This is a genomic window from Rhodococcus sp. SB1D (assembly GCF_048573875.1).
Lineage (GTDB): Bacteria > Actinomycetota > Actinomycetes > Mycobacteriales > Mycobacteriaceae > Rhodococcus_F > Rhodococcus_F qingshengii.
This window is the reverse complement of record NZ_JBMAIQ010000001.1, coordinates 1164675-1187568: the sequence shown is the minus strand read 5'-3', so window position 1 is coordinate 1187568 and position 22894 is coordinate 1164675. Positions and strand designations below refer to the sequence as shown.

Sequence of the window (22894 nt, the reverse complement as noted above, 5' to 3'; positions counted from 1 at the left end):
TGGTCGCTTTCGCCGAGAAACTCACTACCTACACAACTTCAAATTCGAAATTGCCTAGACCGATCAGCGTTGCTTCGGCATGATCAGGGGAGCGACGACGGCGAGCAGTAGTGCGGGGATCAGGAAGCTCGCGGCAGGCGAAGAGTCGTAAATCGGTGTCAGGGCCAGGGGAGCAAGAGCGGCGCCGCCGAAGCGCATCGCTTGGACGACGGACACGGCGCCGCCACGGTTCGGCCCCGCGGATCCGAGGACCGCCGCGTTGACGCCGACCAGCACGAACTGGCTCGCGACGCCTGCGACAAACCATGCGATCGCGATCACCGGCACCAAGCCGGCAAGGCCGACGACGGAGACCAGAACTGCTCCGCCCAGGGCGCCGATCATCACGGAGGAGCGTGCGCCGATGCGATCGATGAGGATTCCGATGCGCCGGGCCGAGAGGATGCCGGCCACGCCGAAGACGGTGAGCAGTAGGCCGCGGACGGTGGGGGACAGCCCGAACTCGTCTTCGAAGCGGAAGGCGAGCAGGAAGCTCAGTCCACCGAGGGCGCCCCAGCCGAGCAATGCAGCGATACCGATGCGGAGCACTTCGGGGCGTAATGCATCGCGGAGACGGGCGGGAGTGGTCGCTGCCGGTGCTTCGGACTTCGGAAGTCCGACGGCTCCCAGAATGCCCGCGACCACTGCGATGACGAGAAAGGCCAGACGCCAGTCGAATTCGGCCGCCAGTCCGCCGATCAACGGAGCCGACGACTGCCCTGCGGCCTGGAAAGCGCCGAAGGCTCCGAGGGCTCGACCCAGCCGTGCCTGCGGTGTTGCGGCCGCCAACGAGGCAAGCAGTAGCGGCGTGGTGAATGCGTTCGCGGAGCCCTGCAGTACCCGGGCGGCAAGGAAGATCTCGAGTGTCGGGGCGAGGAAGCATGCCAACGACGCGAGGACGTAGACGCCGTAAGCGATGCGCACCGTCCGAACCTTGCCCCACCGCGTCCCGAGTGTCCCCGACACCAACATCAGAGCGGCGAAGGGGAGCAGGTACGCGGTGAGGGAAGAGGCGGCCGCCGACGGACCGACCCCTAGATCGTCACCGATCTCGGGAAGGATCGAAGCAACCACGCCGCCGCCGAACGGGCCGAGGAACCCGCCGGCGTACAGCGCGATCAGCTGAAGCCGGAGGCGCAGTGGGCGCTGTGTACTTCCGCCTTCTTCTGGAGTGTTCTTGCTCACAGTCCGAAGCTGCCGGGGCCTCGCCGTCTGAGGTAGCGCTCGAATTCCGCGGCGATGGCGTCGCCGTCGATCTTGGAGATTGCTTCGCTGATGTCAGTTTCGGCGTCTCCCCGTTCTTCCAGGGTGCGCACGTATTCGCCGATTTCCTCGTCGTCCGCGGTCATTTCGTTGACCGCTTCCTCCCAATCCTCCGACTGAGCCGGGAGCTCCCCGAGTGGGACCTCGATGTCGAGAACATCCTCGACTCGTTGAAGGAGGGCCACTGTGGCCTTCGGGTTGGGTGGCTGCGAGACGTAGTGCGGAACCGCCGCCCAGAACGAAATAGCGGGTACACCAGCACGAACGCACTCGTCCTGAAGAACCCCGGTGATGCCCGTCGGGCCTTCGTACCGCGTCTGTTCCAGGTTGAATCGGGCGGCGGATTCACTGCTGTAGGCCGTGCCCGTCACCGGGACCGGTCGGGTGTGCGGAGTATCGGCGAGCAGGGCGCCGAGGATGACGACCGTCTTGACGTTCAGTTGGTCGATCAGCTCGAGCAGATCCTCGCAGAAACTGCGCCACCGCATGTTGGGCTCGATCCCGCGAAGCAGGACGATGTCGCTCTCGCTGCCAGGAGGCGAACAGACCGACAAACGTGTTGCCGGCCAAACGATTTCGCGAGTGACACCGTCGACCTGCCGGACTGTGGGGCGGTTGACCTGATAGTCGTAGTAGTCCTCTGAATCGAGTTCGGCGAGCGGCTGGGCATCCCAGATCAGCTCGAGATGTTCGACCGCACCGCTGGCTGCGTCACCGGCGTCGTTCCAGCCCTCGAAAGCTGCAACGAGGATGGGATCACGTAGGACAGGGATGTCGCCCTCGAGGCGGTCGCTGCTGTCGACGGCAAAGCCGTCAGGGCTCTCGAAGGCCGCGGAATCATCGAAATCGACCGGGCCGTCGGGAGTGACGGGGAACTCACTTGGACTCACCCACCCAGCCTACGGCCAGAGCTTGTCGGTGCGCCCACTACTCTGGACGGCATGTCTGCCCCATTTAACTCTGCCCTGCTTGATGCGCTGAAACAGCGCGTTGTCATCGGCGACGGAGCGATGGGCACCATGTTGCAGGCCGCGGACCTCACCCTGGACGACTTCCTCGGCCTCGAGGGGTGCAATGAGATCCTCAACGACACCCGTCCCGACGTGCTCAAAGACATCCACCGTGCGTACTTCGCCGCTGGTGCCGATGCCGTCGAGACCAACACCTTCGGTTGCAACCTGCCCAACCTCGCCGACTACGACATCTCTCACCGGATCCGCGAACTCGCGGAAAAAGGCACTGCTCTCGCCCGTGAAGTAGCGGACGAGATGGGACCAGGCCGCGACGGCATGGCCCGATTCGTACTCGGCTCGATGGGACCGGGAACCAAGCTCCCCAGCCTGGGACACGCACCGTACGCAGTCCTGCGTGACGCGTACACCGAAGCTGCGCTCGGCATGATCGACGGTGGCGCCGACGCCATCCTCGTCGAAACCTGCCAGGACCTGCTTCAGGTGAAAGCTGCAATCCTCGGCAGCCAGCGTGCGATGGAGCAACTCGGACTGCGGTTGCCGATCATCACGCACGTGACGGTCGAGACAACCGGAACGATGCTCCTGGGCAGTGAGATCGGTGCGGCGCTGACGGCACTCGAGCCACTCGGTATCGACATGATCGGTCTGAACTGTGCCACCGGGCCGGCCGAGATGAGTGAACATCTCCGTCATCTGTCCAAGTACTCCACGCTGCCGGTGTCGGTCATGCCCAATGCCGGCCTGCCGCAGCTCGGCCCCAAGGGTGCCGAGTATCCGCTGACTGCCGACGAATTGGCCGAAGCCCTCAGTGGTTTCGTCTCCGAGTTCGGACTCGGCCTCGTCGGTGGCTGCTGCGGTACGACGCCCGAGCACATCAGCGCGGTCGCCGACGCGGTTCGTCAGGTCGAGAAGGCCCAGCGCACGCCGATCCACGAGCCGAGCACCTCTTCGCTGTACTCGGCGGTGCCGTTCGAGCAGGACGCCAGCATCCTGATGATCGGCGAACGCACGAACTCCAACGGCTCCAAGGCTTTCCGCGAGGCGATGCTCTCCGCGGACTACCAGAAGTGCCTGGACATCGCCAAGGACCAGACCCGCGACGGCGCACACATGCTCGACCTCAACGTCGACTACGTGGGCCGCGACGGTGCCGCCGACATGTCGGAACTTGCCAGCCGCCTGGCGACGTCCTCGACGCTGCCGATCATGCTCGACTCCACCGAGCCTGCCGTGCTGCAAGCCGGCCTCGAGCACCTCGGTGGCCGCTGCGCCGTCAACTCCGTCAACTACGAAGACGGCGCCGGCCCCGAATCGCGTTTCCACAAGATCATGACTCTGGTCAAGGAGCACGGCGCGGCGGTCGTCGCCCTGACCATCGACGAAGAGGGCCAGGCTCGCACCGCCGAGACGAAGGTCGCCATCGCCAAGCGTCTGATCGAGGACATCAAGGGAAACTGGGGACTCGCCGAGTCCGACATCATCGTCGACGCCTTGACCTTCCCCATCTCCACCGGTCAGGAAGAGGTGCGACGCGACGGCATCGAGACCATCGAAGCGATCCGTCAGCTCAAGGCTGCGTACCCGGAACTCCACTTCACCCTGGGTATCTCGAACATCTCGTTCGGTTTGAACCCGGCCGCACGGCAGGTCCTCAACTCGGTGTTCCTGCACGAGTGCACCGAGGCAGGTCTGGACACGGCGATCGTTCATGCGTCCAAGATTCTGCCGATGGCCCGAATTCCTGACGAGCAGCGTGAAACCGCACTCGACCTCGTCTACGACCGTCGTAGCGAGGGGTACGACCCGCTGCAGAAGCTGATGGCTCTGTTCGAGGGTGTCTCGGCTGCGTCGGCGCGCGAGTCCCGTGCGCAGGAACTGGCGGGACTTCCGTTGTTCGACCGGCTCGAACGCCGCATCGTCGACGGCGAGCGCAACGGCCTTGACGACGACCTCACCGAGGCGATGACGATCAAGCCTCCGCTGGCCATCATCAACGAGACCTTGCTCTCGGGCATGAAGACCGTCGGCGAGCTGTTCGGCTCCGGACAGATGCAGTTGCCGTTCGTGTTGCAGTCGGCCGAGGTCATGAAGGCTGCCGTGGCATTCCTCGAACCGCACATGGAAGCGAGCGACGAGGACGGCAAGGGTCGCATCGTGATCGCGACCGTCAAGGGCGACGTTCACGACATCGGCAAGAACCTGGTCGACATCATCTTGAGCAACAACGGCTACGAGGTCGTCAACATCGGTATCAAGCAGCCGATCGCGACCATCCTTGACGTCGCGTTGGACAAGAAAGCCGACGTGATCGGCATGTCCGGACTGCTCGTGAAGTCCACTGTCGTGATGAAGGAAAACCTCCAGGAACTCAACGCACGCGGAGTCGCCGAGAAGTTCCCGGTTCTGCTCGGTGGTGCGGCGCTCACGCGCTCCTACGTCGAGAACGACCTGCAGGAGGTGTACGAGGGCGACGTCAGCTATGCCCGCGACGCCTTCGAGGGTCTGAACTTGATGGACCAGATCATGACGACCAAGCGTGGTGGCGGCCCGGCGCCGGACAGCCCGGAGGCCATCGCTGCTCGCGAGAAGGCTGCCGAGCGTAAGGCACGTCACGAGCGTTCCAAGCGCATCGCCGAAAAGCGTAAGGCTGCAGCGGTTCCCGTGGTCCTGCCGGAGCGTTCCGATGTCGCAACCGACATCGCGGTGCCGACACCTCCCTTCTGGGGCTCGCGCATCGTCAAGGGAATCTCGCTGTCCGAGTACTCGGGGCTGCTCGACGAGCGCGCTCTTTTCCTCGGCCAGTGGGGCCTTCGCGGTCAGCGCAAGGGCGACGGTCCGACGTACGAGGAACTGGTCGAGTCGGAAGGCCGTCCGCGACTTCGGTACTGGCTCGATCGGTTGACGTCCGAGGGCATCCTCGCGCATGCCGCGGTCGTGTACGGGTACTTCCCGGCGATCTCGGAGGGCGACGACGTCATCGTGCTCACCGAGCCGAAACCGGATGCACCCGAAAGGTTCCGGTTCACCTACCCGCGCCAGCACCGCGACCGCTTCCTGTGCATCGCGGACTTCGTTCGCTCGCGCAAGGACGCCGAGGCCACCGGGCAGGTCGACGTTCTTCCGTTCCAGTTGGTGACGATGGGTCAGCCGATCGCGGACTTCGCCAACGAGTTGTTCGCATCGAACTCGTACCGCGATTACCTCGAGGTTCACGGAATCGGTGTCCAGCTCACGGAGTCTCTGGCCGAGTACTGGCATCGACGCGTCCGTGAAGAGCTAGTGCTTCCCGAGGGTCACACCGTCGCGGAGCAGGATCCCACCGAGGTTGCCGGTTACTTCGATCTCGAGTACCGCGGCGCTCGTTATTCGTTCGGATACGGCGCGTGCCCGGATCTCGAGGATCGAGCCAAGTTGGTTGCGTTGCTCGAACCCGAACGAATCGGCGTCGAATTGTCCGAGGAGCTGCAGCTGCATCCCGAGCAGTCCACGGACGCTTTTGTCCTGCACCACCCGGAAGCAAAGTATTTCAATGTCTGAGTTGTTGACCGAAGTATCCGAATCAACGCTCGGTGGTGTCCTGTGGGACATGGACGGCACCCTGCTCGATTCGGAGAAGCTGTGGGACATCGCGCTTCGTGAGCTGTCCCTACGCCTGGGCGGACCGATGACGGAAGCGACACGCGTTGCCGTCATCGGTGCGTCGAGCCCCTTCGCCCTTGCGACGGTGTTCGACGCTCTCGGCCTGGAGAAGCATCCCGATGCCATCGCCGAGGCGAAGGACTGGATGTACACCCGCGTCGGCGATCTTTTCGAGGACGGCGTGACCTGGCGGCCGGGTGCTCGCGACGCACTGTCGACCGTGCGTGACGGTGGTCTGCGTTCTGCACTGGTCACCAACACCGAGCGAGTTCTGGTCGATCGGGCACTCGGCATGCTCGGCCGTGAGTTCTTCGACCATTCGGTGTGTGGCGACGAGGTCCCCAACGGGAAACCGGCAGCGGATCCGTACCTGCGCGGCGCGCATCTGCTCGGACTCGAGCCGGCGCAGTGCCTCGCGATCGAGGACTCGCCGACCGGCACGGCGTCGGCCAGCGCTGCGGGTTGCGCGGTGCTCGTCGTTCCGTGTGAGGTCGACGTCCCCGCCGGCCCTGGACGCGTGTTTCGAGAGTCCCTGTTGGACTTGTCCATTCACGATCTTCACGACGTTCACTCGAGCGCGGCACGTTAGGCTGGATTTGCTGTGGCTATTCCGAAAATTGTTCTCTTCTACCAGTTCACGCCGTTGGCGGACCCGGAAGCGATCAAGCTGTGGCAGCACAGCCTGGCCGAGTCCAACAACCTGACGGGCCGGATCATCGTCTCGCCGCACGGGATCAACGCGACGGTCGGCGGAGACATCGAGGATGTCAAGCGATATGTCCGTGGTACGCGTGGTTACGAACCCTTCCGTACCGCTGACATCAAGTGGTCGGACGGCCTCGGGAACGATTTCCCTCGTCTGAGTGTCAAGGCACGCTCGGAGATCGTGACGTTCGGTGCCCCCGACGAGCTGAAAGTCGACGAGAACGGTGTGGTCGGCGGAGGAGTTCACCTGGTGCCCAAGGAACTACACGAACTCGTCGACACTCGCGGTGACGACGTCGTGTTCTTCGACGGGCGCAATGCCTTCGAAGCCGAGATCGGCCGTTTCCGAGATGCGATAGTTCCGGACGTCGCCACCACTCGGGATTTCGTCAACGAACTCGACAGTGGCAAATACGACCATCTCAAGGGCAAAGCCGTGGTCACGTACTGCACCGGCGGAGTGCGCTGTGAGGTGTTGTCTTCGCTGATGCGCTCACGTGGCTTCGACGAGGTCTATCAGTTGGACGGCGGAATCGTCCGTTACGGCGAGACTTTCGGCGACCGCGGCCTCTGGGACGGTTCCCTGTACGTGTTCGACAAGCGGATGAACATCGAGTTTTCATCCGAAGCCAAGACACTCGGCGTGTGTGTCGATTGTGGTACTCCGACCCCGCGGTACCGCAACCGGATCGACGGCGACGGCCGAACCCTCGAATTGCTCTGCGAGAGTTGTTCACCAGACCTCGAGCAGGACTGAGCTGTGCCCAAGGCTCCGTTGCCGATCCGAAACGGTCTCGGACCTGACCGGCTGCGGATGCCGGCGGAGTCGTCGGCGCGGACCGTCCTCGAGCACCTGGTCGGCGAGCATCCCGGGGAGCGGGACCTGTGGGCGGACCTCGTCAGCGCCGGGGACGTCGTTGACGAGCACGGGCGGAAGATCACGAGCCGAACGCCCTATCAGCCGACCCGGTTCGTGTACTTCTACCGCGAGCCGGCCCCCGAGATTCCGGTTCCGCACGAGATCGAGATCTTGTACCGCGACGACTCGATTCTCGTGATCGACAAACCGCACTTCCTGGCGACCATTCCACGGGGAGCGCACATCGTCGAAAGCGCAGTCGTGCGCCTGCGTCGTGACCTGGACCTTCCAGATCTTGCGCCAGTTCACCGCCTCGACCGGATGACGGCGGGTGTCATCGTGTTCACCGTGACACCGGACCTACGACGGCCGTACCAGGAACTTTTTGCCGAGCAGCGGATCGTCAAGGAGTACGAGGCGATTGCGGGCTTCGATCCGGAACTGACTTTCCCTCGCACGGTGCGCAGCCGCATCAACAAAGTTCACGGCGAGATGACGGCTACCGAAATCGCGGGCGAGCCGAACAGTGAGACCTCGATCGAACTGATCGAGGTGATCACCGACTCGGCCGGCCGGACGCTCGGGCGATACAGGTTGCTCCCACGGACCGGCCGGACCCATCAGCTTCGGCTGCACCTCAACTCGCTGGGCGTCCCGATCGTCGGTGACAACTACTATCCGGAGTATCTGCCCGCAGTGCCCGGTGACTTCTCGACTCCGTTGCGATTGTTGGCGCGAGCGTTGGAGTACCCGGATCCGATCACCGGGCAGACCCGCAGGTTCGTGAGTTCGCGCAGCCTCGACGCAGGCCTGTGAACACCGCTGTTCGTGGGCGTGTGAAAACCGCTTCCGTCCTCGTGAAAGAATAGCTACCCGTGAAGACCTTCGAATCCTTGTTCGCCGAATTGACCGAGCGCGCTGCTACTCGCCCCGAGGGGTCCGGCACTGTCGCCGCCCTCGACGCCGGTGTGCATGCTCAGGGCAAAAAGGTCATCGAGGAAGCCGGTGAAGTGTGGATCGCTGCGGAATACCAGAGCGATGAGCAGCTAGCCGAGGAAATTTCCCAGCTGCTGTACTGGACGCAGGTGTTGATGGTCGGTCGCGGACTGACCCTCGAGGACGTGTACCGACATCTGTGATCGGAGCTGACCAGCGAGATGTACTCCGTCTCGCTCGTCCAGGGCTTCCGATTCATGTCGTCTCACGTCACCCACACCTTCCGAAAGGACATCCACCATGCTGCGCGTAGCAGTTCCCAACAAAGGCTCACTGTCCGAGTCCGCCGCCGAGATTCTCAGCGAGGCCGGCTACCGTCGACGCACCGATTCCCGTGATCTGACAGTCCTCGATCCGGCCAATCAGGTCGAGTTCTTCTTCTTGCGCCCCAAGGACATTGCGATCTACGTCGGCTCCGGTGAGCTGGATCTCGGCATCACCGGTCGTGATCTCGCCGGCGACTCGGGTGCTCCCGTATCCGAGCGTCTGTCACTGGGCTTCGGCCGTTCGTCGTTCCGTTACGCAGCACCGGCCGGCAAGGACTGGGCCGTCGAGGATCTGTCCGGCCTGCGCATTGCAACGTCGTACCCGAACCTGGTCCGTAAGGACCTCACAGATCGCGGACTCGACGCCACCGTCATCCGTCTCGACGGAGCAGTGGAAATCTCGATTCAGCTCGGCGTCGCCGACGCGATCGCCGACGTGGTCGGATCGGGTCGTACTCTCCGCCAACACAACCTCGTGGCTTTCGGTGAATCGCTCTGCGATTCCGAAGGTGTCCTGATCGAGCGCACCGGCGCTCCGCAGGACGATCCCGCCCGCAACCAGCTCATCGAACGCGTACGCGGAATTGTCTTCGCGCAGCAGAATCTGATGATCGACTACGACTGCCCGCGCACCATCCTCGACGACGCCATCAAGATGACTCCCGGTATGGAATCGCCGACCCTCTCACCGTTGGCCGATCCCGACTGGGTCGCGGTTCGCGCGATGGTCCCGATCAAGGGACACAACCAGGTGATGGATGCCTTGGCCGAACTCGGTGCCAAGGCCATCCTCGCGTCGAACATCCGCTCGGTACGCGCTTTCTGATCACTGCCTGAATAGATTTACGCGCATTCGCGCCCGTTCCTGGAAATCAGGAACGGGCGCGAATCTGCAAAGTCTGGGCGATACGGCCCACGGCACCCTGCTCGTCGTAGAGCACGCCCGCACACATGCCGACGCCGTCCGGACCCGTTGTGGTTTCGGCGGCGACACCGACCCACTCTCCCTCGGGCACACGGAAGATATGCACCGTGAGATCTGTGTTGAGAAACGTCCAGTGCTCCGGGTCGAGCTTGGCGCCGACCCCGTTTGAGATGTCGGCCACCGCGAACAAACGCTCGAGAGCAGACATCTTCTCACCCTCGACCAGCTCTGGCTTGGGGCGCGCCCATACCTTGCCGGTTCCCACGCACCCGATCGGAGCAATCCAGGACCAGTCGAGGGTCTTGAGATAGCCGACGCTCCACAGACCCTCGAGAACGCCCGGGGTGCCGCTGTCGCGGGGTTCGAGCGGGGGATCGACTACGTGGACGACGTCGCCGGTATCCACCGTCTCCATCCGCCACGCCGTACCGCGCGCAACCGCGCGTGCAGATCCGTCGGCGGTGGTTGCCCACAGTTCGGCGACGATCAATTCGATTCGGCGACCGGGTCGTTCGATCCAGGACCGGACTTCGAGGTCGGCAATCGGAATCGGTCCGAGAATCTCGACGACGACGCGCGTCAGACGGGTTTCGTCGCGCGCACCGCACCGCTCGAGGGCTCGTACCAACAGCGCCGACGGGGGAGCGCCGTGCTGCAGTGTCGGGCCCCAGATGCTGACAGTTGCCTGCGTGCTCGCGAACCGCTCGTGCCCTTCCTCCGTCGTTCCGAGGTAGCGGTAGTACGAACTGTCCGTCATGTTATGAATTCTCCTTTGCGGCAACAGGTTCGGTGCTCAGCAGGTCCGGCCAACCTGGATACGGCGGAGGTGTTCCGCCGAACGAAGGGCACAGTGACTTGTGATCGCACCAGTCGCACAGTTTGCCAGGCTTGGGTCTGAAGTCTCCGGTCGCACCTGCCGCGAGGATCGCTTTCCAGATGGCGGAGAGGGTTCGCTCGAATCGGATGAGCTCGTCGTGATCCGGGGCGTACGTGAGAATCGAGCCGGAGGCCAGATAGATCAGGCGCAGTTGTGCGGGAACGATTCCGCGAGTGCGCAGCAGTACGAGCGCGTAGAACTTCATCTGGAAGAGCGCCTTGGATTCGGTGAACTCGCGAGGCGCTTTTCCGGTCTTGTAGTCGACCACCCGCACCTCACCCGTCGGTGCAACGTCTATCCGGTCGACGAAGCCGCGGAGTCGAACGCCGTTCTCCAATTCGGTCTCGACGTAGACCTCGCACGCCTCGGCATCGAATCGAGTGGGATCTTCGAGCGTGTAGTACGTCGCGACGAGCTTGCCGACTTCGTCGAGGAACGAATCCAGCTCGCCCTCCGGAACAAGGTCAGCGGCCTCGGGAGACTCGGCACTGACACGTTCCCACGCGGGACGGACGAGTTCGGCTGCGCGATCGGGAACCCGGTGACCGGTCGGGAGTGCAAACAGTGCTTCCAGTGCCGCGTGTACGACGGTGCCTCTGACCTGGGCTCTGGTTGGCGTTTCCGGAATTCTGTCGACTGCTCGGAAGCGATAGAGCAGGGGGCATTGTTTGTAGTCACCCGCCCGAGACGGAGAGAGCGCCGGCCGACTACGCGGGCGCTCACGTGATGTTGCACCCGTTGGAGTGGGGGTTGGCAATTCGACAGAGCTCACACCTGGCAGGCTATGCGGTTGGTCCGACAACTCCGTCGGAGCCGGTGGCGAGGACACCGGAAACAAGCGAACAGGGATCATCTGCGCATGGCGAACGAGCTGCAACCAGAAGAAGGCACGACCGAAGTGGATGAGGTTGTGCAGCCCGCTGTCGCCGAGATTCCCGAACAAGAGCTTCCAGAAACTGATCTCACTGCGCCGGGCAAGCGGCCGTCAGGTCCGTTCCGCGTCGGCGACCGAGTACAGCTGACCGACGGCAAGGGACGCCACTACACGATCGTTCTCGAGGCGAACCGCGAATACCACACCCACAAGGGCGGAATCGTTCACAACGATCTGATCGGTGCCGACGAGGGCAGCGTCGTCAAGTCGGTCAACGGCACGCCCTATCTCGCACTGCGCCCCCTACTGGTGGACTACGTGCTGTCCATGCCGCGCGGTGCCCAGGTCATCTACCCGAAGGACGCAGCTCAGATCGTCCACGAAGGCGACGTGTTCCCAGGAGCACGCGTGCTCGAGGCCGGAGCCGGCTCCGGCGCACTGACATGTTCGCTGCTGCGTGCCGTCGGACCCGAGGGCAAGGTCATCTCCTACGAGGTCCGCGACGATCATGCCGAACATGCGGTTCGCAACGTCGAGACCTTCTTCGGGGAACGTCCGCCGAACTGGGAACTGACCATCGCCGATCTCGCCGAGTTCGATCCGGAAGCGCACGGAGGCAAGGTCGATCGCGTCGTCCTCGACATGCTGGCCCCGTGGGACGTCTTACCCGCCGTCTCGAAGGCACTCGTGCCGGGCGGCGTGTTGATCGTCTACGTCGCGACCGTTACTCAGCTCTCGAAGGTCGTCGAGGCGATGCGGGAGCAGGAATGCTGGACCGAGCCCCGCTCGTGGGAATCGATCGTGCGCGGTTGGCACGTCGTCGGATTGGCGGTGCGCCCCGAACATCGGATGCAAGGCCACACCGCGTTCCTCGTGAGCGCTCGTCGTCTCGCCGAAGGAACTGTCACCCCGAAGCCGCAGCGGCGTGCGGGCAAGGGCTCGAACACCGCGGCCAAGTAGTCACACGAAAACAGCAAGAGCGGCGATCCGGTATCCGGATCGCCGCTCTTGTCGTAGCTGGAAGTTATGCGGTGCAGGACGCGCGGCCCATTTCCAGGAGCACGCAAGCCGAGGTGTCGGACAGCTTCCAGGAGCCGTCTTCGAGCTCCCAGGTCCACGGGGTGGCCGGGGCGGCGCCGTGCGGGCTGACGACGGCGACGTCTGCAGTTGCGGTCTGACCGTCGACCTTGACGTTGTCCACGTTGAACGTGATCGCGTAGGCCGGGTTACCGCCCAGTGCAGCGCTCATCGTCTCGATGTTGGCCTGACGCTTGGTTCCGTCGACCACCAGAGCGGTCTTCTCCTCGATCGGCTTGGCCGGATCGATCAGAGCGACGAGCGAAGCGTTGAGCTCCTCGGCCGTCGGAGCCGCTGCGGCAGCGGCAGCTGACGTCGTGGCGGAAGCCGACGCCTTGGCCGTGGTGCTCGAGGCTGCGGCGGAAGTCGAACTTGCAGCCGTCGAATCCTTGTTGTCGTCCGAGCTGCATGCACCCATGGTCAGGACGGCAGCGACAGCACAAGCGCTGATGAGAGTCTTGCGGATGATCACAGCGTTACCTTTCGTTGTAAAGAGAGACAGGCGCTGTCTCCATCTTGTAGGCAAGGCTAACATGACCAAATTCTGGCTCGAGACCAGTCGGCACGGTCCGCGCGCAGGTGTGAATTCGCACTCGCGCACCGTGTCTGGCGACAGTTGGGGCCTTATGCCGGTAGCGTTGATGGATCGCACTGGGAGGAGACGCACATGAGCTCGACAGAGAACCCGGATTCGGTTGCGGCAGCAGAAGAACTCCACGCGCTACGAGTGGAAGCACAAGTACTGCGCCGACAACTTGCACAATCGCCGGAGCAGGTGCGTGAGCTGGAGTCGAAGGTGGACTCGTTGTCCATCCGAAACAGCAAGTTGATGGACACCCTCAAAGAGGCCCGTCAGCAGCTCATCGCGCTTCGTGAAGAAGTCGACAGACTCGGTCAACCGCCGAGCGGTTACGGAGTCCTTCTCTCGGTACACGAGGACAAGACCGTCGACGTGTTCACGTCGGGTCGCAAGATGCGGTTGACGTGCTCACCGAACATCGACACGGACACCCTCGCCCTCGGGCAGACGGTTCGCCTCAACGAGGCACTCACCATCGTCGAGGCCGGCACCTACGAGCAGGTCGGTGAGATCAGCACGCTCCGTGAGGTACTCGACGACGGCTTGCGCGCACTGGTGGTCGGTCATGCCGACGAAGAGCGCATCGTCTGGCTCGCAGCGCCGTTGGCAGCCGTCTTCGCCGACCCCGAAGCCGACATCATCGCGTACGACGCCGATTCTCCGACCAGGAAACTGCGTCCGGGTGACTCGTTGCTCGTCGACACCAAGGCCGGGTACGCCTTCGAGCGCATCCCGAAGGCCGAGGTCGAAGATCTGGTTCTCGAGGAAGTTCCGGACGTTCACTACGACGACATCGGTGGTCTCGGGCGTCAGATCGAACAGATCCGTGATGCCGTCGAACTCCCGTTCCTTCACAAGGACCTGTTCCACGAGTACTCGCTGAGGCCGCCGAAGGGTGTACTGCTCTACGGGCCGCCTGGTTGCGGCAAGACGCTCATCGCCAAGGCCGTCGCCAACTCGTTGGCCAAGAAGATCGCCGAAGCCCGCGGTCAGGACAGCAAGGACGCCAAGTCCTACTTCCTGAACATCAAGGGCCCGGAACTTCTGAACAAGTTCGTCGGCGAAACCGAGCGTCACATTCGGATGATCTTCCAGCGTGCTCGTGAGAAAGCGTCCGAGGGCACTCCGGTGATCGTCTTCTTCGACGAGATGGACTCGATCTTCCGTACCCGTGGTTCGGGAGTCTCCTCCGACGTCGAGACAACGGTTGTTCCGCAGCTGCTCAGCGAGATCGACGGCGTGGAAGGGCTCGAGAACGTCATCGTCATCGGCGCCTCCAACCGTGAGGACATGATCGACCCGGCCATCCTGCGTCCCGGCCGACTGGACGTGAAGATCAAGATCGAGCGCCCCGACGCGGAATCCGCTCAGGACATCTTCTCGAAGTACCTGGTGGACGGTCTGCCGATCAATGCAGACGACCTGGCAGAGTTCGGTGGCGATCGCACTGCCTGCTTGAAGGCGATGATCGTTCGCGTCGTCGATCGCATGTACGCGGAGAGCGAAGAGAATCGTTTCCTCGAGGTCACGTACGCCAACGGCGACAAGGAAGTTCTGTTCTTCAAGGACTTCAACTCGGGGGCGATGATCCAGAACATCGTCGACCGCGCCAAGAAGTACGCGATCAAGTCTGTGCTCGACACCGGTGCTCCGGGCTTGCGTGTGCAGCACCTCTTCGATTCCATCGTCGACGAGTTCGCCGAGAACGAGGATCTGCCCAACACCACCAATCCTGATGACTGGGCACGTATTTCGGGCAAGAAGGGTGAGCGGATCGTCTACATCCGCACTCTCGTCACGGGCAAGAACGCCAGTGCGAGCCGCGCGATCGACACGGAGTCGAACACGGGCCAGTACCTGTAACGAAACGAACATCGATCGGGCCGGCCACTCCGCGGGAGTTGTCGGCCCGATCTCTGCGTCACTGCCGTTGACTTCGTTGCGATTGGACCGGTCGGTCGCGCTGGTTTAGAGTCCCGCCGTGCAGATACATCTTCGACACAATCCGTCGTCCACAGTTGCTCGCTGCTACCTCGCGCCCGGCGAACCGCTGCGCGTGGAGAGCGGGGCGATGCTCGCGCATTCTGCCGGCGTAGTACTCGAAGCGAAGGCGCAGGGCGGCGTCCTGCAGGGACTCAAGCGGTCGATGCTGAGCGGCGAATCATTTTTCGTCACGACGTATACCGCTCCGCCGCAAGGTGGTTGGGTCGACGTGACTGGCGTGCTTCCCGGAGATCTGATTCCGCTGACCATCACCTCTGATCGCCCGTTCTTCCTCAACCGTGGAACCTGGTTGGCCAACTCCTACGGTGTGACGGTCGAGTCCAAGTGGGGCGGCATGTCCAACCTCTTCGGCGGTGAGGGCGGCTTCGGCCTGCGGGCAAGTGGCGACGGTGAAGTAGTGCTGGCCGTCTACGGCGCGATCGACGTCATCGACTTGCAGCCAGGCGAGACGGTCACGATCGATACCGGTCACGTGGTCGCCTACGACCTCGGGATGAACTTCAACATGCGGCGCGCCGTTCAGGGGCGCACCATTCAGTCGATGAAGTCCGGTGAAGGATTTGTCTTCGACTTCACCGGCCCAGGACGCGTTCTCGCGCAGACCCGCAACCCCAGCGCCTTCGCTGCGTGGCTCTCGGCGATCACCCCGGGCTGATCACAGGTCCCACCAGTGTTCAGTCCCAGCGGTGTTCAGTCCCAGCGGTGTTCAGCTCCAGCAATAGTCGGCCAGCAGCGCGCGTGAGTCCGGAACGAACGGCCACGACGGGTCCTGCAGGTGGGCGCCGAGTTCTTTCGGTGTCCACCACCAACCTTCGGCGATCTCGCTGGGCTGATGTGCCATCGGCCCGTCGTATCTGAGTTCGAACGCAAACAGGTGACAGCGCAACGGAGAGTTGTTCCACTCGCCGTCCCAGGATTTTCGAGCGATCTCCGTCAGTTGGAGTGGCTGGTCTGCCGTTCCGAAGATTCCGAGTTCTTCACCGACTTCACGGATCGCAGTTTCCTGCGGCGTCTCACCTGGATCGACGACACCTCCGGCCAGACAGTCGTGATAGCCCCCGAACACCGCTTTCGTGTCGGTTCGGCGATGGACGTAGATGCGGGAGCCGTCCCCGGTACGAACCAGGACGCCCGCACTCGCGTGCCAGAGCCCACCCGAGTAGACGACGGAACGTGGTGCTCGGCCGATCGGATTACCCGTCCGGTCGTACACGGCGACTACCTCGTCCGCGGGATTCAGGTCTGCGGTGAGAGGTTGGTGCATTCCTCCAACTGTGCCACGCCTGTGGGTGCCGCGCCGCAATCACATAGGCTCTTGTGTCATGCAGCGGATCATCGGTGTCGAGGTCGAATACGGAATATCTTCACCCAGTGAGCCGTCGGCGAATCCGATTCTCACTTCAACCCAGGCGGTGCTTGCCTACGCCGCCGCAGCGGGCGTGCCACGGGCCAAGCGCACACGCTGGGATTACGAGGTCGAATCTCCGCTGCGAGATGCCCGAGGCTTCGATCTGGGGCGAATGAGCGGTCCCGCGCCGGTGATCGACGCGGACGAGATCGGCGCCGCGAACATGATTCTCACCAACGGGGCACGGTTGTACGTCGACCACGCACATCCGGAGTATTCGGCGCCCGAGGTCGCCGACCCGCTCGACGCCGTGATCTGGGACAAGGCCGGCGAACGCGTCATGGAAGCGGCTGCGCGGCACGCATCCAGCGTGCCGGGTGCGCCTCGGCTCCAGCTGTACAAGAACAACGTCGACGGCAAGGGTGCCTCGTACGGCACGCACGAGAACTACCTCTGCTCACGTGAGACCCCGTTCGCCTCGATCGTGACAGGATTGACGCCGTTTTTCGCGTCCCGGCAGGTCATCTGCGGTTCCGGGCGTGTGGGTCTCGGTCAGTCCGGCGACGAGGCCGGATTCCAGCTTTCGCAGCGATCCGACTACATCGAGGTCGAAGTAGGCCTCGAGACCACTCTCAAGCGCGGAATCATCAACACCCGCGACGAACCGCACGCGGATGCGGACAAGTATCGCCGCCTGCACGTCATCATCGGTGACGCGAACCTCGCGGAGATGTCGACGTACCTCAAGGTGGGAACAACGGCGCTGGTACTCGACCTGATCGAGGCAGGTGTCGACCTCACCGATCTGCAACTGGCGCGTCCGGTCACCGCCGTCCACCACATCAGTCACGACCCCACTCTGCGCAAGACCGTTGCGCTGGCCGACGGACGTGAACTGACAGGGCTTGCGCTGCAACGCATTTACCTCGAACGTGTCTCGAAGTTCCTCGACCGTGAGACCGATCGTGATCCGCGAGCGGACGATATCGTCGCCAAGTGGGCGATGGTTCTCGATCTCCTCGAGCGCGATCCCATGGAGTGCGCGAACATCCTCGACTGGCCGGCCAAACTGCGTCTGCTCGAAGGGTTCCGCAATCGTGAGGGACTCGCGTGGTCGGCGCCGCGATTGCATCTGGTGGATCTGCAGTACTCCGACGTGCGACTCGACAAGGGCCTGTACAACCGCCTGGTTGCTCGCGGCTCCATGGAGCGGCTTGTCACCGAACAGCAGGTTCTCGACGCGGTCACGAACCCTCCCACCGACACTCGCGCATACTTCCGGGGCGAGTGCCTACGCCGATTCGGTGCCGATATCGCGGCCGCGAGCTGGGATTCGGTCATCTTCGATCTCGGCGGTGAATCGTTGATCCGTATCCCCACCCTCGAGCCGCTTCGAGGTACCAAAGCGCACGTCGGAGCGTTGCTCGACTCCGTGGACAGCGCCGCGGAACTGGTTGATCAGCTCACTCACTGAAATCAGCCGATGCGGCTCGCCGTCGCGTCTCTCCACACCTGACGGTGCCGCTCGGTAGGGTGAAGGTCCGAGCGGGATCAGTTACCGACTCTGCTGGGCCGAACAGGATGCTCGCGAGAGCTCCCTTCACACAAGGAGGTCGACGGCGATGGCTCAAGAACAGACGCAGCGTGCCGGTGGCGGCGAAGACGACGAAACCACTGGTGGCGACGGCAGTGCCGGCCAGGAACGTCGCGAGAAGCTCGCTGCAGAAACCGACGACCTGCTCGACGAGATCGACGACGTGTTGGAAGAGAACGCCGAGGACTTCGTCCGTGCCTACGTCCAGAAGGGCGGCCAGTGACGGTGGATCGCGCGCCCCGGATCACAGACGGGGACACACGGTTGAGCTTCGGCTCGAATCTGTCGTCATTCTCGGAATACCTTCGGGTGCATGCACCGGAGCATCTTCCGCAGAACCGCTTCGCCGACACAGGAGGTGTTGTCATGGGCGGGGGAGACGTAGCTCCGCACGGCACCACCATCGTCGCGATCAGCTATGCGGGTGGTGTTCTGCTCGCGGGTGATCGCCGAGCGACGATGGGCAATCTCATCGCCAGCCGTGACGTGCAGAAGGTGTACGTCACGGACGACTACTCGGCTGCGGGTATTGCCGGTACGGCCGGGATCGCAATCGAACTGGTCCGGCTCTTCGCGGTCGAGCTCGAACATTACGAGAAGATCGAAGGCGTCCCACTCACGTTCGACGGCAAGGCCAATCGACTTTCGTCGATGGTTCGAGGAAATCTCGGAGCAGCGATGCAAGGTTTGGCGGTTGTGCCACTGCTCGTGGGTTACGACCTGGACGCGGTCGATCCGTCCACCGCCGGTCGCATCGTCTCCTACGACGTCGTCGGTGGGCGATACGAGGAGCGCGCGGGCTATCACGCAGTCGGATCCGGCTCCCTGTTCGCGAAATCGGCGCTCAAGAAGCTGTATTCACCGGGAATCGACGAGGACACCGCGCTTCGGTTCGCCGTCGAGGCGCTCTACGACGCGGCAGATGACGATTCGGCTACCGGTGGTCCTGATCTGACACGAGGGATCTATCCGACGGCGGTCACCATCACCTCGGCGGGCGCTGTGGAGTTGTCGCCCACCAGGGCTGCCGAGATCGCCAGGGAGATCGTCGCGGCTCGCACGGCGACCGCGAGTCCGGAAGGGGAGTCTGCGCTATGACGATGCCGTATTACGCATCAGCCGAACAGATCATGCGCGATCGTTCGGAATTGGCGCGCAAGGGAATTGCCCGCGGGCGCAGCGTCGTCGTTCTCACCTACCGCGACGGAGTGCTCTTTGTCGCCGAGAATCCGTCGCGTGCTCTGCACAAGGTCAGCGAACTGTACGACCGTCTCGGATTCGCGGCAGTGGGCAAGTACAACGAGTTCGAGAATCTGCGCCGCGCGGGCATCGTCCACGCAGACATGCGTGGGTACTCGTACGACCGTCGGGACGTCACCGGGCGTTCGCTCGCCAATGCGTACGCACAAACCCTGGGAACGATCTTCACCGAGCAGCCCAAGCCGTACGAGGTCGAGATCTGTGTTGCCGAGATCGGTCGCTTCGGAAGCAGTACGCCGGCTCAGCTCTACCGGATCACGTACGACGGATCCATCGCGGACGAGCAGGAATTCGTGGTCATGGGCGGCACGACCGAACCGATCGTGACGGCGATGCGCGAGTCGTACCAGCGAGACCTCGACCTCGAATCCGCAGTGCGGATTGCAGTCGGGGCGCTCCAAAAGGGCGGCCCGGCACCGGCCGGAACCACTGAGGCGGAACCACGAACTCTCGATGTGAGTGCACTCGAGGTTGCCGTACTCGACAGCAATCGTCCACGCCGTGCGTTCAAACGGATCGCTGGAACGGTTTTGGAAGAGATGCTTCCAGCTCCGGCAGCAGTCGAGGATGCGCCGCCGGCAAACGGCGACGCACCCTCGTAGATACTCCGTAGGTCTGGGAGTTACTGCAGGTCTGGAGTTACTGAGTGACTCGGTAGACGGCCACCGCGCCCGGTTCGGTGTCGAAATCGAACCGGCGCGCGTCTGCCACCACTTCACCGTCGGTGGCGATGGCTACCGGTGAATCGGCGACTCGAACCGACATCGACGAGACGAGTTCGCGAACGTAGACCCGCGAGCTGCCCAATGTTCCTGTGGCAGCCGCAAACAGCAGACGTGAGCGCGAGAATTTCTTATCCGCGCGCAGATAGCGGACGTCGAGTAGTCCACGGTTCATCTCCGGACGCGACATCGGCACCTGATCGGCGGGGGAGTATCGCCCGTTTCCGACGAACAGCATCCAGATTGTGGTCCGCTTCCCGTCGATGGTCACCGTCATCGGCTCAGCCGCTGCGAGAACCCGGATCATCGCGGCTCCTGCGGCCGGCCACTTACCGAAACGCGGTTCCCATTTTTCCCTCAGGCGCACAGCATCCGGGTATCCACCGAGGCTGGCTGTGTTGAGAAACCGTGCAGTCACTCCGGAATCCGTGCGCACCACCGCGTGGTCGACGAATGCCGCCTGACCGGACTCGACTGCCTGTGCGGTCTCCTCGACATTCACCGCCCCGACGTCGCGGGCGAAATGGTTCAATGTTCCGCCGGGAAAAACCGCAAGTGGTAGCTCGTGCTTTGTCGCCGCGGTCGCGACCGTGACCACTGTTCCGTCGCCGCCGCATACACCCAACGCTTTCGGCGAGAGCTCGGGGATCTTGGCATCGATCTGCATGTCGAAGTCGATGTCCGCGTCGAACTCGTAGACGATCGCCGCAGGTAGTAGTTCTCGAATCGATTCCACGATCCCGTCGTCCTCGGAGCCTGAACCAGGATTGGTGAAGACCAACAAGCCTTCTCCGCGCGGGAGCGCGGGAACCACGCACTCGGGTCCGAGTTCGGCGGGCTCTTCGTCGCGTACCGCCCACCAACGACGCGTGCCGGCAGCGATAGCACCGCCGACCGCGAGGCCTGCGAAGACGTCGGACGGCCAGTGGACTCCGTTGTGAACGCGTGAGTACGCCACTGCTGCGGCCAGTGGTGCGAGAGCAGCTCCAGCAACCGGGGACTCCATGGCCACTGCCGCGGTGAATGCCGCGGCCGAAGACGAATGTCCGGAGGGGAACGAGGACGACGTCGGAATGTCGACGCCTCGCTTCGGGCTCAGCCAGACGCGTGCCGGTGGGCGTCGGCGGGGAAAGAGGGGCTTGAGTATGCCGTTGGCCAGCGCGCTGGAACCGGCCAGTGCGAGCAGCCCGCGTGCTGCTGCCCTACGGGGCCGCCCGCCGATCATCGCGAGCAAGGCGGCGACAACCATCCACAAAACGCCGTGATCGGCGGCTCTGGAGAGAAACCGCATGGTCGGGTCGAGCACGGAAGGGCGCAGTGCTCCAGTGCTTTCCATGACTTTGACGTCGCTTCGGACAACTTTTCGGCGAATAAGGCTCACACCGTCACACTATGCTGCCGCCCGACGTTGTCGAGTCGTGACTTACGACGCGATCGAAGTACACGGGTGAACCTCGCATTCTGGTTGTACTGTCGAAGTGTGCAGAGACGAATCATGGGTATCGAGACGGAATTCGGCGTTACCTGCACCTTTCACGGGCACAGGAGACTGAGCCCCGACGAGGTTGCTCGTTACCTCTTCCGTCGTGTCGTGTCGTGGGGTCGCAGCTCCAACGTCTTCCTCCGTAACGGAGCCCGCTTGTACCTGGATGTGGGTTCGCACCCGGAGTACGCGACGGCCGAGTGCGACAGCCTCATCCAGCTGGTCAATCACGACCGTGCCGGTGAGCGTGTGCTCGAAGAACTGCTGATCGACGCCGAGGCGAGACTCGCCGAGGAGGGTATTGGTGGCGACATCTATCTCTTCAAGAACAACACCGACTCGGCCGGAAACTCGTACGGCTGCCACGAGAACTTTCTCGTCGCGCGCGCCGGTGAGTTCTCCCGCATTTCGGATGTCTTGTTGCCGTTCCTCGTCACGCGCCAGTTGATCTGCGGCGCCGGAAAGGTACTGCAGACTCCGAAGGCCGCGACGTTCTGCCTCTCGCAGCGCGCGGAACACATCTGGGAGGGCGTCTCGTCGGCTACCACTCGCTCGCGTCCGATCATCAACACCCGCGACGAACCGCACGCGGACGCCGAGAAGTACCGCCGCCTGCACGTGATCGTCGGCGATTCGAACATGGCCGAAACGACGACGATGCTCAAGGTCGGTTCTGCCGCACTGGTGCTCGAGATGATCGAAGCCGGGGTGTCGTTCCGCGATTTCGCGCTGGACAACCCGATTCGTGCCATCCGCGAGGTCAGTCACGACGTGACCGGTAAAAAGCCGGTTCGCCTTGCTGGTGGACGTCAGGCCAGTGCCCTCGATATTCAACGCGAATACCACGCCAAGGCAGTCGAACATCTGCGTAACCGCGAACCGGACCCGCAGGTGGAGCAGGTTGTCGACCTGTGGGGTCGCACCCTCGATGCCGTCGAAGCTCAGGATTTTGCGAAGGTCGACACGGAGATCGACTGGGTCATCAAGCGCAAGCTGTTCCAGCGCTACCAGGACCGTCACGGTTTCGATCTGTCCGATCCCAAGATCGCGCAGCTCGACTTGGCGTACCACGACATCAAACGCGGCCGGGGTGTCTTCGACGTTCTCCAGCGCAAGGGCTTGGTCAAGCGGGTCACCGAGGACGAAACGATCGACGACGCCGTCGAGAATCCGCCGCAGACCACGCGCGCCAAATTGCGGGGCGACTTCATCACCGCAGCCCAGGCAGCAGGCCGGGACTTCACAGTCGACTGGGTTCACCTCAAGCTCAACGATCAGGCGCAGAGAACGGTGCTGTGCAAGGACCCGTTCCGCTCCGTCGACGAGCGTGTCGAGCGTTTGATCGCTTCGATGTAGGTCACTCAATTTCGAGATGTACAAGACGGCAGGTCTGTTTTGCGGCGACGCGC

At 63.2% G+C, this 22894-nt stretch carries 21 protein-coding genes; 14 read left to right on the top strand and 7 right to left on the bottom strand.

Features of this window, described 5'->3' with window-relative positions; genetic code table 11:
- Positions 1-63 precede the first annotated feature (63 nt).
- Positions 64-1224, bottom strand: coding sequence for an MFS transporter (locus ACN50D_RS05430; RefSeq protein ID WP_050655280.1), 1161 nt, complete (start codon positions 1222-1224; stop codon positions 64-66).
- Positions 1221-2075, bottom strand: a complete 855-nt coding sequence (locus tag ACN50D_RS05425; RefSeq protein WP_223257810.1) for a PAC2 family protein — start codon at positions 2073-2075, stop codon at positions 1221-1223. Before ACN50D_RS05425 ends, ACN50D_RS05430 begins: the two co-directional genes overlap by 4 nt.
- A gap of 168 nt (positions 2076-2243) precedes the next feature.
- Here ACN50D_RS05425 and metH point away from each other — a divergent pair, with 168 nt between their 5' ends.
- From metH to hisG, 6 genes are all read left to right on the top strand, one after another.
- Positions 2244-5813, top strand: a complete 3570-nt coding sequence (gene metH / locus ACN50D_RS05420) for a methionine synthase (RefSeq protein WP_047270513.1) — start codon at positions 2244-2246, stop codon at positions 5811-5813.
- Positions 5806-6504 (top strand): HAD family hydrolase, encoded by a 699-nt coding sequence (locus ACN50D_RS05415; RefSeq protein WP_007729900.1) that lies wholly within the window; start codon positions 5806-5808, stop codon positions 6502-6504. The genes metH and ACN50D_RS05415 overlap by 8 nt, the downstream gene beginning before the upstream one ends.
- 12 nt (positions 6505-6516) lie before the next feature.
- On the top strand, positions 6517-7377 hold the full coding sequence (locus ACN50D_RS05410; protein WP_042450983.1) for a rhodanese-related sulfurtransferase: 861 nt from the start codon (positions 6517-6519) through the stop codon (positions 7375-7377).
- A 57-nt stretch (positions 7378-7434) separates the two neighbouring features.
- Positions 7435-8295, top strand: a complete 861-nt coding sequence (locus ACN50D_RS05405) for a pseudouridine synthase (protein ID WP_047270562.1) — start codon at positions 7435-7437, stop codon at positions 8293-8295.
- Positions 8296-8354: 59 nt separating this feature from the next.
- Positions 8355-8618 carry a phosphoribosyl-ATP diphosphatase gene (locus tag ACN50D_RS05400; RefSeq protein ID WP_003944933.1) on the top strand — a complete coding sequence of 88 codons (264 nt, stop codon included), beginning with the start codon at positions 8355-8357 and terminating at the stop codon, positions 8616-8618.
- Positions 8619-8715: 97 nt separating this feature from the next.
- A complete protein-coding gene (gene hisG / locus ACN50D_RS05395; protein WP_003944905.1) occupies positions 8716-9567 on the top strand; it encodes an ATP phosphoribosyltransferase in 852 nt (283 codons plus the stop codon).
- A gap of 46 nt (positions 9568-9613) precedes the next feature.
- Here hisG and ACN50D_RS05390 read toward each other — a convergent pair whose 3' ends face one another.
- Both ACN50D_RS05390 and ACN50D_RS05385 read right to left on the bottom strand, forming a co-directional pair.
- Positions 9614-10423, bottom strand: a complete 810-nt coding sequence (locus ACN50D_RS05390) for a thioesterase family protein (RefSeq protein WP_003944950.1) — start codon at positions 10421-10423, stop codon at positions 9614-9616.
- A 1-nt stretch (position 10424) separates the two neighbouring features.
- On the bottom strand, positions 10425-11315 hold the full coding sequence (locus tag ACN50D_RS05385) for a RecB family exonuclease (RefSeq protein ID WP_372450098.1): 891 nt from the start codon (positions 11313-11315) through the stop codon (positions 10425-10427).
- A 138-nt stretch (positions 11316-11453) separates the two neighbouring features.
- Between ACN50D_RS05385 and ACN50D_RS05380 the strand changes: the two genes are divergently transcribed.
- Positions 11454-12377 (top strand): tRNA (adenine-N1)-methyltransferase, encoded by a 924-nt coding sequence (locus ACN50D_RS05380; protein WP_225320401.1) that lies wholly within the window; start codon positions 11454-11456, stop codon positions 12375-12377.
- A 64-nt stretch (positions 12378-12441) separates the two neighbouring features.
- On the opposite strand, the gene ACN50D_RS05375 is transcribed toward ACN50D_RS05380, so the two are convergent.
- A complete protein-coding gene (locus ACN50D_RS05375) occupies positions 12442-12966 on the bottom strand; it encodes a hypothetical protein (RefSeq protein WP_003944789.1) in 525 nt (174 codons plus the stop codon).
- Positions 12967-13161: 195 nt separating this feature from the next.
- On the opposite strand from ACN50D_RS05375, the gene arc reads away from it, so the two are divergent.
- The gene (arc, locus tag ACN50D_RS05370) at positions 13162-14937 is read left to right on the top strand and encodes a proteasome ATPase (protein WP_003944870.1); all 1776 of its coding nucleotides are present in this window, start codon (positions 13162-13164) and stop codon (positions 14935-14937) included.
- A 118-nt stretch (positions 14938-15055) separates the two neighbouring features.
- A complete protein-coding gene (locus ACN50D_RS05365) occupies positions 15056-15733 on the top strand; it encodes a TIGR00266 family protein (RefSeq protein WP_003944961.1) in 678 nt (225 codons plus the stop codon).
- Between the two features lie 51 nt (positions 15734-15784).
- Here ACN50D_RS05365 and ACN50D_RS05360 read toward each other — a convergent pair whose 3' ends face one another.
- Positions 15785-16342 carry an NUDIX hydrolase gene (locus tag ACN50D_RS05360; protein WP_054828098.1) on the bottom strand — a complete coding sequence of 186 codons (558 nt, stop codon included), beginning with the start codon at positions 16340-16342 and terminating at the stop codon, positions 15785-15787.
- Positions 16343-16400: 58 nt separating this feature from the next.
- Between ACN50D_RS05360 and dop the strand changes: the two genes are divergently transcribed.
- The 4 genes from dop to prcA all read left to right on the top strand — a co-directional run bounded on the left by dop (position 16401) and on the right by prcA (position 19882).
- Complete coding sequence (gene dop / locus ACN50D_RS05355) at positions 16401-17900, top strand: depupylase/deamidase Dop (protein ID WP_003944852.1); 1500 nt, start codon at positions 16401-16403, stop codon at positions 17898-17900.
- 148 nt (positions 17901-18048) lie between these two features.
- Positions 18049-18243, top strand: coding sequence for a ubiquitin-like protein Pup (locus ACN50D_RS05350; protein WP_003944925.1), 195 nt, complete (start codon positions 18049-18051; stop codon positions 18241-18243).
- Positions 18240-19118: a proteasome subunit beta gene (prcB, locus tag ACN50D_RS05345; RefSeq protein ID WP_054187394.1), complete on the top strand. Its 879-nt coding sequence runs from the start codon at positions 18240-18242 to the stop codon at positions 19116-19118. The genes ACN50D_RS05350 and prcB overlap by 4 nt, the downstream gene beginning before the upstream one ends.
- Entirely contained in the window at positions 19115-19882 is a 768-nt protein-coding gene (gene prcA / locus ACN50D_RS05340; protein ID WP_003945006.1) for a proteasome subunit alpha, read from the top strand. The genes prcB and prcA overlap by 4 nt, the downstream gene beginning before the upstream one ends.
- A gap of 37 nt (positions 19883-19919) precedes the next feature.
- Here the strand turns inward: prcA and ACN50D_RS05335 are convergent, their stop codons facing one another.
- Positions 19920-21338, bottom strand: a complete 1419-nt coding sequence (locus ACN50D_RS05335; protein WP_172827081.1) for a bifunctional phosphatase PAP2/diacylglycerol kinase family protein — start codon at positions 21336-21338, stop codon at positions 19920-19922.
- A 144-nt stretch (positions 21339-21482) separates the two neighbouring features.
- On the opposite strand from ACN50D_RS05335, the gene pafA reads away from it, so the two are divergent.
- Positions 21483-22841 (top strand): Pup--protein ligase, encoded by a 1359-nt coding sequence (gene pafA, locus ACN50D_RS05330; protein ID WP_007729869.1) that lies wholly within the window; start codon positions 21483-21485, stop codon positions 22839-22841.
- Positions 22842-22894 lie beyond the last annotated feature (53 nt).